This window comes from Streptomyces sp. NPDC107559, assembly GCF_055657365.1.
The window spans coordinates 439,195-453,046 of record NZ_JBVKBD010000003.1; the positions used below are offsets into that span (position 1 = coordinate 439,195).

The window sequence follows — 13,852 nt, forward strand, 5'->3', positions numbered from 1 at the left end:
CCGCCCGCCAGGCGCCTCAGGGGGCCCGGCAGCGCTCCGTGCCTTCGGGCTCTCACCGGCCCCTCAGCCGCGCCTGGGGAGGCGCCGGCCGACAGACGGCCGGTATCAGCCGCTGATGCAGAAGACCCCCGGTCCGAGTGGACCGGGGGTCTTCATGCTGGTGGGGCTAACAGGATTTGAACCTGTGGCCTCATCCTTATCAGGGATGCGCTCTAACCAACTGAGCTATAGCCCCGCCGCGCTTTGCGGTGTGTGTCCCGCGCGCTGACTCCTGAAGATTAGCGCACGACCTGGGCAGTCCCAAAATCGGTAGTCGCCGGGGCGGTGGCGAGGCCGTCGGCGGAGGTCACTCGTCCTCGGCCAGCGTCAGCTCGACGCCGCCCACGAAGCCCGCGGAGAGGTTGTAGATGAACGCCCCGAGGGTCGCGAGAGCCGTCGCGAGGATGACGTCGATCACCGCGATGATCGTCGTGAACATCAGGACGTTCGGCAGCGACAGGAACGACTGGAGGTCGAAGCCGTTCGACTCGTTCGAGCCGGTGGCCTCGGAGATGGTGCCGCCGACGGTCGAGAAGACGCCCATCGCGTCCATGACCATCCACAGCACGGCCGCCGCGACGATCGTGCAGATGCCCAGGGCGATGGAGAGCAGGAAGCTGACCTTCATCACCGACCACGGGTCGGCCTTGGCGACCCGCAGGCGGGCCTTGCGCACCCGCGGCGTCGTACGGGCGCCGGTACGCGGCCGGCGCACCGCGGACGCCGGAGCGGCCGGCGCGGGCGTCTGGTAGGCCTGCGGCGGGTGGTAGGGCCCGGCAGGCTGCTGGGGCTGGCGCTCCCCCGGCAGCGGCGAGCCGGCGTGCATGCCGGGCTGGCCGGGCGGCTGCGCCGGGGCGGCCGGGGCGGCCGGGCCCGCTCCAGCCGTCTGCTGGGTCTGCGGGCCTCGGGTGTCCGTCACAGTTCCCCCCTGGGTTCCATGAGTGTCAGTCGAGTGCGAGTCTGTCGCATTCGTGGCGGAGCCACGGCCGCCGCCGTCCGTTTCCGTACCGATCGAGGTACCGGACGGTCCGGCGCCTGTGGCTCCGCTCACGATGACTCACTCCTCGTGCTACTCGGCCGAGGGCTCCTCGCCCTCGTCCGTGCCGATGGCCGTGACGTCTTCGGCGGACTCGTCCACGGCGGCATCGCCGTCGACCTCCTCCGCCTCGCGTCCCGCCTCGGCGTTACGTGCGATACCGACGACGGCATCGCGCTTGCCCAGGTTGATCAGTTGGACGCCCATGGTGTCACGGCCCGTCTCCCTGACCTCGCTGACTCGCGTGCGAATCACACCACCGGACAGCGTGATGGCGAGGATCTCGTCGCTCTCCTCGACAATCAACGCTCCGACGAGCGATCCACGGTCCTCGACGATCTTGGCAGCCTTGATGCCGAGGCCGCCGCGGCCCTGGACGCGGTACTCGTCGACGGCGGTCCGCTTCGCGTATCCGCCGTCGGTGGCAGTGAACACGAACGTACCCGGTCGAACAACATTCATCGAGAGCAGCTCGTCGCCCTCGCGGAAACTCATGCCCTTGACGCCCGAGGTGGCACGCCCCATGGGCCGCAGAGTGTCGTCCGAGGCGGTGAACCTGATCGACTGGGCCTTCTTGCTGATCAGCAGTAGATCATCATCAGCCGAGACGAGTTCGGCTCCGATCAGTTCGTCGTCGGAACCGTCCTCCCGCTCCCGCAGGTTGATGGCGATGACACCACCCGAACGCGGCGAATCGTAATCCTTCAGCGGCGTCTTCTTGACCAGACCGGCCTTCGTGGCCAGCACCAGGTACGGCACCGCCTCGTAGTCCCGGATCGCGAGGATCTCGGCGATCGCCTCGTCCGGCTGGAAGGCCAGCAGGTTCGCCACGTGCTGGCCGCGCGCGTCCCGGCCGGCGTCGGGCAGCTCGTACGCCTTCGCACGGTAGACGCGGCCCTTGTTGGTGAAGAACAGCAGCCAGTGGTGCGTCGTCGACACGAAGAAGTGGTCGACGATGTCGTCTTCCTTGAGCTTCGCGCCGCGTACGCCCTTGCCGCCGCGCTTCTGCGCCCGGTAGTCGTCCGCCTTGGTGCGCTTGACGTAGCCACCGCGCGTGACGGTGACGACGATGTCCTCCTCGGCGATGAGGTCCTCGATGGACATGTCACCGTCGTAGGGCACCAGCATGGTCTTGCGGTCGTCGCCGAACTTGTCGACGATCGCGCCCAGTTCCTCGCTGACGATCGCCCGCTGGCGGACCGGGGAGGCCAGGATCGCGTTGTACTCGGCGATCTTCGCCTGGAGCTCGTCGTGCTCCTGGACGATCTTCTGACGCTCCAGGGCGGCCAGCCGGCGCAGCTGCATCTCGAGGATGGCGTTGGCCTGGATCTCGTCGATCTCCAGGAGCTCCATCAGGCCCCCGCGCGCGATCTCGACGGTGTCGCTGCGCCGGATCAGCGCGATGACCTCGTCGATGGCGTCCAGGGCCTTCAGCAGGCCGCGCAGGATGTGCGCCCGCTCCTCCGCCTTGCGCAGCCGGAAGCGCGTACGGCGGACGATGACCTCGATCTGGTGCGTCACCCAGTGGCGGATGAACGCGTCCAGGGAGAGCGTGCGCGGCACACCGTCGACGAGCGCCAGCATGTTGGCGCCGAAGTTCGTCTGGAGGTCGGTGTGCTTGTACAGGTTGTTCAGCACGACCTTGGCGACCGCGTCCCGCTTCAGGACGATGACCAGCCGCTGACCGGTGCGGGACGAGGTCTCGTCGCGCACGTCGGCGATGCCGCCGATCCTGCCGTCCTTCACCAGGTCGGCGATCTTCTGCGCGAGGTTGTCCGGGTTGACCTGGTACGGCAGCTCGGTGACCACCAGGCACTGGCGGTTCTGGATCTCCTCGACCTCGACGACCGCGCGCATGGTGATCGAGCCGCGGCCCGTGCGGTAGGCCTCCTCGATGCCCTTGCGGCCCACCACGAGGGCGCCGGTCGGGAAGTCCGGGCCCTTGATGCGCTCGATGAGGGCGTCCAGCAGCTCCTCGTGCGAGGCTTCGGGGTTCTCCAGGTACCACTGGGCGCCGGCCGCGACCTCGCGCAGGTTGTGCGGCGGGATGTTGGTGGCCATGCCGACCGCGATGCCCGCCGAACCGTTGATCAGCAGGTTCGGGAAGCGGGCGGGCAGGACGGTCGGCTCCTGGGAGCGGCCGTCGTAGTTGTCCGTGAAGTCGACGGTCTCCTCGTCGATGTCACGGACCATCTCCATCGACAGCGGCGCGAGCTTGCACTCGGTGTACCGCATCGCCGCCGCCGGGTCGTTGCCCGGGGAGCCGAAGTTGCCGTTGGAGTCCACCAGCGGCATCCGCATCGACCACGGCTGCGCGAGGCGGACCAGCGCGTCGTAGATCGAGGAGTCGCCGTGCGGGTGGTAGTTGCCCATGACGTCGCCGACGACGCGGGCGCACTTGTAGAAGCCGCGCTCGGGGCGGTAGCCGCCGTCGTACATGGCGTACAGCACGCGCCGGTGGACGGGCTTGAGGCCGTCCCGGACGTCGGGCAGCGCGCGCGAGACGATGACGGACATCGCGTAGTCGAGGTAGGAGCGCTGCATCTCCGTCTCGAGCCCGACGGGCTCGACACGAAGGACGATCTCGCCGCCCTCTTCAGGCGCGGCAGGCGTGTTCTCGTCGGTCATTGCTGGTGAGGATCCTTTCTGATGCGGTCAGCTGAGACCGACTCAGATGTCGAGGAAGCGGACGTCCTTGGCGTTGCGCTGGATGAACTGACGCCGGGCCTCGACGTCCTCGCCCATCAGGACCGAGAACAGGTCGTCGGCCTGGGCCGCGTCGTCCAGGGTGACCTGGCCGAGGACGCGGTGCTCCTGGTCCATCGTGGTGATGCGCAGCTCCTCGGCGTTCATCTCGCCGAGACCCTTGAAGCGCTGGATCGAGTCCTCACGGACCCGCTTGCCACGCTGCCGGCCGAGCTCGATCAGCGCGTCGCGCTCCCGGTCCGAGTACGCGTACTCCGCGTCGTCCCGGCCCCACTTGATCTTGTAGAGCGGGGGACGGGAGAGGAACACATGACCCGCCTCGACCAGCGGCCGCATGAAGCGGAACAGGAAGGTCAGCAGCAGGGTGTTGATGTGCTGGCCGTCGACGTCGGCGTCCGCCATCAGGATGATCTTGTGATAGCGGAGCTTGGAGATGTCGAAGTCCTCGTGCACACCCGTGCCGAAGGCGGAGATCAGAGCCTGGATCTCCTGGTTCTGGAGGATCTTGTCGATCCTCGCCTTCTCCACGTTGAGGATCTTGCCGCGGATCGGGAGGATCGCCTGGTACTGCGGGTTGCGGCCGGACTTGGCCGAACCGCCGGCGGAGTCACCCTCGACGATGAAGATCTCGCACTTGGTGGGGTCGTTCGACTGGCAGTCGGAGAGCTTGCCCGGCAGCGAGGCCGACTCAAGCAGACCCTTGCGACGGGTGAGGTCACGCGCCTTGCGGGCCGCCACGCGCGCGGTGGCCGCCTGGATGCCCTTGCGGACGATGTCCGCGGCCTCCACCGGGTTGCGGTCCAGCCAGTCGGCGAGGTGCTCGTAGACCGCCTTCTGGACGAAGGTCTTCGCCTCGGTGTTGCCCAGCTTGGTCTTGGTCTGGCCCTCGAACTGCGGCTCGCTGAGCTTCACCGAGATGATCGCCGTCAGACCCTCGCGGATGTCGTCACCCGTGAGGTTGTCGTCCTTGTCGCGCAGCAGCTTCTTGTCGCGCGCGTACTTGTTGATCAGGTTGGTGAGCGCCGCGCGGAAGCCCTCTTCGTGCGTACCGCCCTCATGCGTGTGGATGATGTTGGCGAAGGAGTACACACCCTCGCTGTAACCGCTGTTCCACTGCATCGCGACCTCGAGGGACAGGCTCTTGTCCCTGTCCTCGGCCTCCAGGTCGATGACCGACGGGTGCACCGGCTCCCCCTTGCGGGAGTTGAGGTACTTCACGAAGTCGACGATGCCGCCCTCGTAGTGGTACGTGACGGTCTTGACCTCGCTCTTCTCGTCCGCACCCGCCTCGTCCGCCCCGGCCGTGGCCTTCGCCGACTCGCGCTCGTCGGTGAGCTTGATCGTCAGGCCCTTGTTGAGGAACGCCATCTCCTGGAAACGCCGCGAGAGCGTCTCGAAGGAGTACTCGGTGGTCTCGAAGATGTCCGCGTCGGCCCAGAAGGTGACCGAGGTGCCGGTCTCCTCGATGGCCTCGTGCTTGACCAGCGGCGCCGTGGGGACGCCCATCTTGTAGTCCTGCGTCCAGCGGTGGCCGTCCGTCCTGACCTCGACGGAGACCTTGCTGGACAGGGCGTTCACCACCGAGACGCCCACGCCGTGCAGACCGCCGGAGACCGCGTAGCCGCCGCCGCCGAACTTGCCGCCCGCGTGCAGCACGGTCAGCACGACCTCCAGGGCCGGCTTGCCCTCGGAGGCGACGATGCCCACCGGGATGCCACGGCCGTTGTCGATCACACGGACACCGCCGTCGGCGAGGATCGTCACGTCGATCGTGTCCGCGTGCCCGGCCAGCGCCTCGTCGACGGAGTTGTCGACGACCTCGTACACGAGGTGGTGCAGACCGCGCTCACCGGTCGAGCCGATGTACATACCGGGTCGCTTGCGGACCGCGTCCAGACCCTCGAGGACGGTGATGGCGCTGGCGTCGTACGAGGCGGTTACCTCGCCGCCCGAGGGGGTGGCCACGTCGTTCGCGCCTTCGTCGGTGGACGGGATGTTCTCGTCGGTGTTGCCGGAATCGGCCACGAAGCGCCCTTTCTGGCACAGCACGAGCCAGGCTCGTCGGCAGGTTGCCGGAGCGGCTGCGGCATGTTGCGTTGGTAAGCCTTGATCAGCGTTGCTCAGCTTCTCCCGGGCGGTCCCCACGTTTGGGGCGGGATCTGCTTCCAGTCTACCGGTTGCGCCGACAGTGATGGGGGTTTGCCGGTACCTGAGTCCGCATGTGCCGCCCTGAACCGGGCTCTTCCGGGTCCCGATATACGGATGGGGGCTCCAAGAGGCTCACAGCGGCACTCAGCGCTTTGAGGTGTCAACCCTTTGCTACTCAGGGGTCAGATCAGAATTCGCAACCGCGTGCGGTCGTACGACGAAAGCACCCCGTACCCCCACCACGTGAGGTAAGTCACCTCCACGCGGCCCCCGGCCGGCCCGCAATCGGCCCCGGATCAGGCCCGCGACAGCCCGGAGCCGGCCTCCGGACAGCCCCGCGAAGGCCCTCCAGCAGGCCGGCGGCAGCCCGCCCCGGCGGACACGGGCCGACCCGCGATCACCCTCGGCTCACCCGTAGGTGTCACCGGGCCCGGTGCTGCCCGGAGCGCGCAGCGGACCGTACCGACGGACCGGGGCGCTGGGCCCGAACACCTTGATCAGCTTCACCGCGCCGTGCCCGAGGTCCTCGTTCAGCCGGGCCACCAGCGTCGGGGCGAGCAGGCGCAGGTTCGTCGCCCAGGCCGTGGAGTCGCAGCGCACCACCAGCACCCGCTCGTCCTCGTCGTACTTCTCCGGAACACAGTGCTTGGCCACGTCCGCACCGACGATCTCCGGCCAGCGGCCCATCACCCCGCCCACCGCCGCGGGCGTCTCCCAGCCGCGCTCGGTCAGCAGCCGGCTGATCGCGGAGCCGAGCGCCATCGGGTCACGGCCGTCGGCGCGTGCCCCGGAACGCAGACCGCCACCCCGGCGCGCCTGCCTCTTCTGCTGCGCCGCGTCCCCACGCGCGCGTGCCTGCTCACGGGCCGCCCGCAGCGCCACCCGCGCGAGATCCACACCCGAGGGCTCGGGTGTCTTTCCGGGTATCTGCCCGGAATCCTTCTCCCGGGCCGGTTCCTGACCGCTCACAGCCGCTCGACCGTCCCGTCGGCCACGGCGTACCGCGCGCCCGCCAGCACATGAGGGACGTCGTCGTCGACCGCGGCCGTCACCAGGACCTGCTCACCGGTGGCGACCAGCTCGGCCAGCCGCTCCCGGCGACGGGCGTCGAGCTCGGCGAAGACGTCGTCGAGGATCAGCACCGGCTCGTTCCCCTCGGCCCGCAGCAGCTCGTACGAAGCCAGCCGCAGCGCCAGCGCGTAGGACCAGGACTCGCCGTGCGAGGCATAGCCCTTGGCGGGGAGCTGCCCGAGCTTGAGCATCAGGTCGTCGCGCTGCGGCCCCACCAGGGTGACGCCCCGCTCGATCTCCTGCTTGCGGGCCTCGGCCAGGGCCGCCATCAGCTGGTCGTGGAGCTCCTCACGGGTGTGGCCGGTGATCCCGGACGCGGACGGCCGGTACTCCAGGGCGACCGGCCCGCCACCGGGGGCCAGCTGCTCGTACGCCTTGTCGGCGAGCGGCTGGAGCGCGGCCACCAGGTCGAGACGCCGGGCGAGCAGCTCCGCGCCCGTGCGCGCGAGGTGCTGGTCCCACACGTCGAGCGTGGACATGTCCATCGAGCGGCCGCCGTGGCGGCGGGCCAGCGCGGCCGACTTCAGCAGGGTGTTGCGCTGCTTGAGGACCCGCTCGTAGTCGGCGCGCACGCCGGCCATCCGCGGGGAGCGGGCGGTGATCAGCTCGTCGAGGAAACGGCGCCGCTCCCCGGGATCGCCCTTGACCAGCGCGAGATCCTCGGGAGCGAACAGCACCGTCCGTACGATGCCCAGCACGTCACGCGGCCTGACCTGCGACGACCTGTTGATACGGGCCCGGTTGGCCTTGCCCGGGTTGAGCTCGAGCTCGACCAGTTGCTGCCGTTCGCCCTGCCGGACCTGGGCCCGGACGATCGCGCGGTCGGCGCCCATGCGGACCAGCGGCGCGTCGGAGGAGACCCGGTGGCTGCCCAGGGTGGCCAGATAGCCGACGGCCTCGACGAGGTTCGTCTTGCCCTGGCCGTTGGGGCCGACGAAGGCGGTGACGCCCGGGTCGAGCGGAACCTCGGCCCGGGCGTACGAGCGGAAGTCGGCCAGCGACAGATGCGTGACGTGCATGGTCGTGAACCGACCTCCCCCAGATCCTTCGGGTAGCGGACTACTTCTTCTCGACCGCGTGGCCGCCGAACTGGTTGCGCAACGCGGCGATCATCTTCATCTGCGGCGAGTCCTCCTGGCGGGAGGCGAACCGGGCGAACAGCGAGGCCGTGATCGCGGGCAGCGGCACGGCGTTGTCGATGGCGGCTTCCACAGTCCAGCGCCCCTCGCCGGAATCCTGTGCATAACCCTTCAGCTCATCCAGGTGCTCGTCCTCTTCGAGGGCGTTCACCGCGAGGTCGAGCAGCCAGGAACGGATGACCGTGCCCTCCTGCCAGGAGCGGAAGACCTCGCGCACGTCCGTGACGGAGTCCACCTTCTCCAGCAGCTCCCAGCCCTCGGCGTAAGCCTGCATCATGGCGTACTCGATGCCGTTGTGGACCATCTTCGCGAAGTGGCCCGCGCCGACCTTGCCCGCGTGCACCGCGCCGAACGACCCCTCGGGCTTGAGGGCGTCGAAGACGGGCTGCACCTTGGCGACGTCGGCGGCGTCACCGCCGTACATCAGCGCGTAGCCGTTCTCCAGGCCCCAGACACCGCCGGAGACGCCGCAGTCGACGAAGCCGATGCCCTTGGCCGCCAGCTCCCGCGCGTGCTGCTCGTCGTCCGTCCAGCGGGAGTTCCCGCCGTCCACGACGATGTCACCGGGCTCCAGCAGCTCACCCAGTTCGTCGATCGTGGCCTGGGTCGCGGAGCCGGCCGGGACCATCACCCAGACCACCCGCGGGCCGGGGAGCTTGCCCACAAGTTCTTCCAGGCTGTGGACGTCGGCGAGGTCCTGGTTGCGGTCGTATCCGATGACGGTGTGACCTGCGCGGCGGATCCGCTCGCGCATGTTGCCGCCCATCTTGCCGAGGCCGACGAGACCGAGCTCCATCAGTTGTTCCTTAGGTTGCTGTGTGGCGAGGGCACTTTCGTACCTGTGTCCGAGCCTAAACCCGGACGCTCACGCACACCTGTGGGCATACCCGCTCATACGTACGCCCTCACCTGCGGCTTCGTCCGCGGGTCCGGTTGTCCACCGGACCCGCGGACGGTGTGGACAACCGTCAGCCGCTCAGCCGCACCGGCATGATCAGGTACTTGTAGGCGACGTCCGCCTCCGCGTCCACCGCCGGCTTGCCGCTGAGCAGCGCGGGCTTGGTGGACGTCGTGAAGGACAGCTGGGCCACCGGCGAGTCGATCGCGCTCAGGCCGTCCAGCAGGAACGTCGGGTTGAAGGCGATGGAGATGTCGTCGCCCTCGAGCTGGGCGTCGACCCTTTCCACAGCCTGTGCGTCGTCGCTGGAGCCGGCCTCCAGGATGAGCACGCCCTGCTCGAAGCTGAGCCGCACCGGGGTGTTGCGCTCGGCCACCAGGGCGACGCGCTTGACGGCCTCCACGAAGGGGGCGGTCTCGATCACGGCCACGCTGTTGAACTCCGTCGGGAACAGCGTGCGGTACTTCGGGAGGTCGCCCTCCAGGAGCCGGGTGGTCGTACGACGGCCGGCACCCTCGAAACCGATCAGGCCCTCGCCCGCGCCCGAGCCGGACAGCGCCAGGATGACGCTGTCGCCGCTCGTGAGGGCCTTGGCGGTGTCCAGGAGCGTCTTGGCGGGCACTAGGGCCACCGCGGACGCGTCGGGGTTCTCCGGCTTCCACAGGAACTCGCGGACCGCGAAGCGGTAGCGGTCGGTGGAGGCCAGCGTGACGGTGTCGCCCTCGATCTCGATGCGCACACCGGTCAGGACGGGCAGGGTGTCGTCACGGCCGGCCGCGATGGCGACCTGCTGCACGGCGGAGGCGAAGACCTCGCCAGGGACGGTGCCCGTCGCGTTCGGCATCTGGGGAAGCGCCGGGTACTCCTCCACAGGCAGGGTGTGGAGGGTGAACCGGGAGGAGCCGCAGACCACCGTCGCCCGTACACCGTCTGTGGAGATCTCCACCGGGCGGTTGGGGAGGGCGCGGCAGATGTCGGCGAGCAGCCGGCCGGAGACGAGGACCGTGCCCTCCTCCTCGACCTCGGCCTCCACCGACACGCGTGCGGAGACCTCGTAGTCGAAGCCGGACAGGCTCAGCTGGCCTTCCTCGGCCTTCAGCAGGAGGCCGGCGAGGACCGGCGCCGGCGGACGGGCCGGGAGGCTGCGCGCCGCCCAGGCCACTGCCTCCGCGAGTACGTCGCGTTCCACCCGGATCTTCACCGTTGCCGCCTCCTGCTGTTGCCGGCGCTTCTCGCTCTGCCTGGCCTTCGTCGTCTGTCTCGGTGTCGTCGGTCCCCGTGGTGGGAAGGACACCGGGGAACAGTCTGACGCACGGCACTGACAGTAGGTGCCTATCGGGGTCAAGTCGTGACGAGGGGCAGCCGGGCACCGAGCAGCGAGTTGTGCACAGGACCCCCTTCGAAACGGATTCTTCGCTCTCTCTAGTCGGGAGTAGTAGTAGGGGCTGTGGATACCGTGGATAACCTCGTTTTCGCAGCTCAGAGGCGATTTTTTGTCCACCGGCCCTGTGGGTGACGGCAGTGGACAACTCGGGGTTTCTGTGGAGAACAGAAAGTTCTGCACACACCGTGCACAGCCGGGGGCCACTTCTCCCCAGCGTCGTCCCCAGCTTTGCCCACCTTTCCCACAGCCCAACCCGGCACCTTCGTGTGACGCCTTTCACTCGACGCAGTGAGCAGCGGCGGAGGGTTGCCGAACAGTGGACAGTCTTGTGGAGAAGCCGGGGATCACTGGGGACAAGCAGCCTCTGCCTGTGGGTTGTCGGTGGACAACCTCGTGCACAGCTTGTGGACCGTCGCGTTGTCCACAGTCTGTGGAGATCCTTCGTCCACGAATCCACAACCACCTGACCTGGTCTGATGGTCCTTCAACAGGGCCGCCTGTGGAAACCGTCTGGACAACTTCCCAGTCCCCAGGATGTGGACGGGAAAAAGTCGCCCAATCTGTGGAGGGTGGCCGTAACCCCGCAAGTAATCGAACAGTGGATGACCCGCGGACGGCGGGCCCGCTTCTCGCGGCGAGGGTGGTACGGCCGGTGCGACGGGCCTGGGACCGGATCTGAGGCCGGGTCGGCGACCGGTTCGACGGCCGGGTCGACGGCCGGGTCGGCGGGCCTGCGGTCGGAGCTGAGGCCGGTGCCGGGGTCCTGCGGCCGGGCCTGAGGCCGAGCCTGAGGCCGGGTCGCGGGCTGGGGCGTCAGCCCCACCGGCCCTGCTCGGCCGCCCCGTCGAGCAGTTCCCGGGAACGGCGGAGGGCGCCCCCGGGATCTGCTCCCGGGGGCGCCCTCGACGCTTCGGCGGCCCGTGCGGGCCGTCCTGTCAGCCGTTCTTGATGCGGTTGGTCAGCTCCGTCACCTGGTTGTAGATGGAGCGGCGCTCGGCCATCAGATTGCGGATCTTGCGATCGGCGTGCATCACCGTCGTGTGGTCACGGCCGCCGAACAGCGCCCCGATCTTCGGCAGGGAGAGATCCGTCAGCTCGCGGCACAGATACATGGCGATCTGCCGGGCCGTCACCAGCGCGCGGCCGCGCGAGGTGCCGCACAGGTCCTCCACCGTCAGCCCGAAGTAGTCGGCGGTGGCACCCATGATGGCCGTCGAGGTGATCTCGGGAGCCGAGTCCTCGCCGCCGGGGATGAGGTCCTTGAGGACGATCTCCGTCAGGCCCAGGTCCACCGGCTGCCGGTTGAGCGAGGCGAACGCCGTCACCCGGATCAGCGCGCCCTCCAGCTCACGGATGTTGCGCGAGATCCGCGAGGCGATGAACTCCAGCACCTCCGGCGGGGCGTTGAGCTGCTCCTGCACCGCCTTCTTGCGCAGGATCGCGATCCGCGTCTCCAGCTCGGGCGGCTGGACGTCGGTGATCAGGCCCCACTCGAATCGGTTCCGCAGCCGGTCCTCCAGGGTCACCAGCTGCTTGGGCGGCCGGTCGCTGGAGAGCACGATCTGCTTGTTGGCGTTGTGGAGCGTGTTGAAGGTGTGGAAGAACTCCTCCTGCGTCGACTCCTTGTCCGCCAGGAACTGGATGTCGTCGACGAGCAGGATGTCCATCTCGCGGTAGCGCTTGCGGAAGCTGTCGCCCTTGCCGTCGCGGATGGAGTTGATGAACTCGTTGGTGAACTCCTCGGAACTCACGTACCGCACGCGGGTGCCGGGGTAGAGGCTGCGCGCGTAGTGTCCGATCGCGTGCAGCAGGTGCGTCTTGCCGAGGCCCGACTCCCCGTAGATGAACAGGGGGTTGTAGGCCTTCGCGGGCGCCTCGGCGACGGCGACGGCGGCCGCGTGGGCGAACCGGTTCGAGGCGCCGATGACGAAGGTGTCGAAGAGGTACTTCGGGTTCAGGCGCGCGGTGGGCTCACCGGGTCCGGCGGCCGGTGCGGGCTTCGCCGCCAGCGGGCCGGGCGCGCCGGCGGTGGGCGGCCCGGAGCCGGCCGGGCCGCCGCGGTGCGGCTGTCCGGAGCCGGCGGGCGGCTCGGGCAGGTCGCGGCGGGCGGGCTCGCGCTGGTCGTAGTCCGCGCGTGACGACTCGTAGTCGGAGCGCTGCTGGTCGTAGGGCGGCCGGTCCATGGGCTGCGGGCGGTAGTCCGACGGCGGGCCGTAGGAGTCCGGGCCCTTGGAGCCGTAGGAGTCCTGGGAGGACGAGCCGTAGGTGTCCGGACCCGTGGAGCCGTACGAGTCCTGCGGTGAGCCGTAGGCGTCACGGGGCGGCGAGGCGTACGGGTCGCGCTCCGGGAAGCCGAGGCGCTGCTGGTGCCAGCTGTACTCGTCCTGCGCCGGGCGGGGCCAGGCGCCGGGCTCGGGGCGCTGGTACTCGGACGGGTAGGCCGGGCGGGCGGTGGGCATCTGTTCGCCGCGCTGGTGGGAACGCTGGTCGCCCTGTGCGGGGGCGGACGGCTCGGCGCGGTGGCGGCCGTATCCCCCCTCGTACTGGCCGGAGGGGGATTCGGCGTCCTCGTAGCGCGAGGGCGACGGGGCGGGGGGTGCCGGCGGAGCCGGGGGCTCGCCCGCGGAGTCGTCGACGGTGATCGCGATTCGGATGGGGCGGCCGCACTCGCGGCTCAGGCTCTCGCTGACAATGGGGGCGAGGCGTCCTTCGAGCACGTTCTTGGCGAACTCGTTCGGTACGGCGAGCAGGGCCGTGTCGGCCACCAGCGCGAGCGGCTGGCAGCGCCGGATCCAGTGTTCGTCCTTGACCTCGACGCCCTGTCCGCGGCCCTCGCCGAGAAGTTGTTCGAGTACGCGTGGCCACACTGCGGCAAGATCGGCAGGTACGTCAGCCACAGGGCACGCTCTCTCACGGGGTCCCACGCGGGTGCGCTTGCGGGACGGATCGGGATTTCAAATCGGGTGGGGCAGGGGTCAAGGGAACGAATCGGAGTTCAGCCACGGTAGTCAGGGCAGCGGGTGTGGTTCAAGTTGTTGTCCCCAGCCTGTGGACAGTGTCCCTCAGCGAGCCCCGGTTTGACCGGATGGCGTAGCCCCGCGTACCGTAACCAGGTCGAGTTGTCGATGGCTGCTGCCGCCTGCCTCCGATGGGCACAGATCGCGTTTCGGTGATCGGGAAGCGGTGCACTCGGGCGTAACGCGAGCTACTCGTGGGCGCACGGTGACAGCCAGGACGGCACCCCGCAACTACCGATTGATTTCTGGAGCCCCCGAGTGAGCAAGCGCACCTTCCAGCCGAACAACCGTCGTCGCGCCAAGACCCACGGCTTCCGCCTGCGGATGCGCACCCGTGCCGGCCGCGCGATCCTGGCGAACCGCCGCAGCAAGGGTCGCGCCAGCCTGTCCGCCTGATTTCACAGGTCGTGACGT

9 protein-coding genes and 1 tRNA gene are annotated in these 13,852 nt (G+C 69.0%); 1 reads left to right on the forward strand and 9 read right to left on the reverse strand.

The window, feature by feature from the left end; translation table 11 throughout:
- Positions 1 to 158: 158 nt before the first annotated feature.
- From ACZ7OY_RS13410 to dnaA, 9 genes are all read right to left on the reverse strand, one after another.
- Positions 159 to 235: transfer RNA gene (locus tag ACZ7OY_RS13410), tRNA-Ile, on the reverse strand.
- A gap of 111 nt (positions 236 to 346) precedes the next feature.
- Positions 347 to 1,090, reverse strand: coding sequence for a DUF3566 domain-containing protein (locus tag ACZ7OY_RS13415; RefSeq protein ID WP_471911517.1), 744 nt, complete (start codon positions 1,088 to 1,090; stop codon positions 347 to 349).
- An 18-nt stretch (positions 1,091 to 1,108) separates the two neighbouring features.
- A complete protein-coding gene (gene gyrA / locus ACZ7OY_RS13420) occupies positions 1,109 to 3,703 on the reverse strand; it encodes a DNA gyrase subunit A (RefSeq protein WP_471911518.1) in 2,595 nt (864 codons plus the stop codon).
- A 42-nt stretch (positions 3,704 to 3,745) separates the two neighbouring features.
- Positions 3,746 to 5,830 (reverse strand): DNA topoisomerase (ATP-hydrolyzing) subunit B, encoded by a 2,085-nt coding sequence (gyrB, locus tag ACZ7OY_RS13425; RefSeq protein WP_471911519.1) that lies wholly within the window; start codon positions 5,828 to 5,830, stop codon positions 3,746 to 3,748.
- A gap of 507 nt (positions 5,831 to 6,337) precedes the next feature.
- Positions 6,338 to 6,898, reverse strand: coding sequence for a DciA family protein (locus ACZ7OY_RS13430; RefSeq protein ID WP_471911520.1), 561 nt, complete (start codon positions 6,896 to 6,898; stop codon positions 6,338 to 6,340).
- Positions 6,895 to 8,019: a DNA replication/repair protein RecF gene (gene recF / locus ACZ7OY_RS13435; protein ID WP_471911521.1), complete on the reverse strand. Its 1,125-nt coding sequence runs from the start codon at positions 8,017 to 8,019 to the stop codon at positions 6,895 to 6,897. Before recF ends, ACZ7OY_RS13430 begins: the two co-directional genes overlap by 4 nt.
- Positions 8,020 to 8,059: 40 nt before the next feature.
- Complete coding sequence (gene gnd / locus ACZ7OY_RS13440; protein WP_471911522.1) at positions 8,060 to 8,935, reverse strand: phosphogluconate dehydrogenase (NAD(+)-dependent, decarboxylating); 876 nt, start codon at positions 8,933 to 8,935, stop codon at positions 8,060 to 8,062.
- 172 nt (positions 8,936 to 9,107) lie between these two features.
- Positions 9,108 to 10,238 carry a DNA polymerase III subunit beta gene (gene dnaN, locus ACZ7OY_RS13445; RefSeq protein ID WP_471911523.1) on the reverse strand — a complete coding sequence of 377 codons (1,131 nt, stop codon included), beginning with the start codon at positions 10,236 to 10,238 and terminating at the stop codon, positions 9,108 to 9,110.
- 1,118 nt (positions 10,239 to 11,356) lie between these two features.
- Positions 11,357 to 13,318, reverse strand: a complete 1,962-nt coding sequence (dnaA, locus tag ACZ7OY_RS13450; RefSeq protein WP_471911524.1) for a chromosomal replication initiator protein DnaA — start codon at positions 13,316 to 13,318, stop codon at positions 11,357 to 11,359.
- 378 nt (positions 13,319 to 13,696) lie between these two features.
- Between dnaA and rpmH the strand changes: the two genes are divergently transcribed.
- Entirely contained in the window at positions 13,697 to 13,834 is a 138-nt protein-coding gene (gene rpmH, locus ACZ7OY_RS13455) for a 50S ribosomal protein L34 (RefSeq protein ID WP_005482975.1), read from the forward strand.
- Positions 13,835 to 13,852 lie beyond the last annotated feature (18 nt).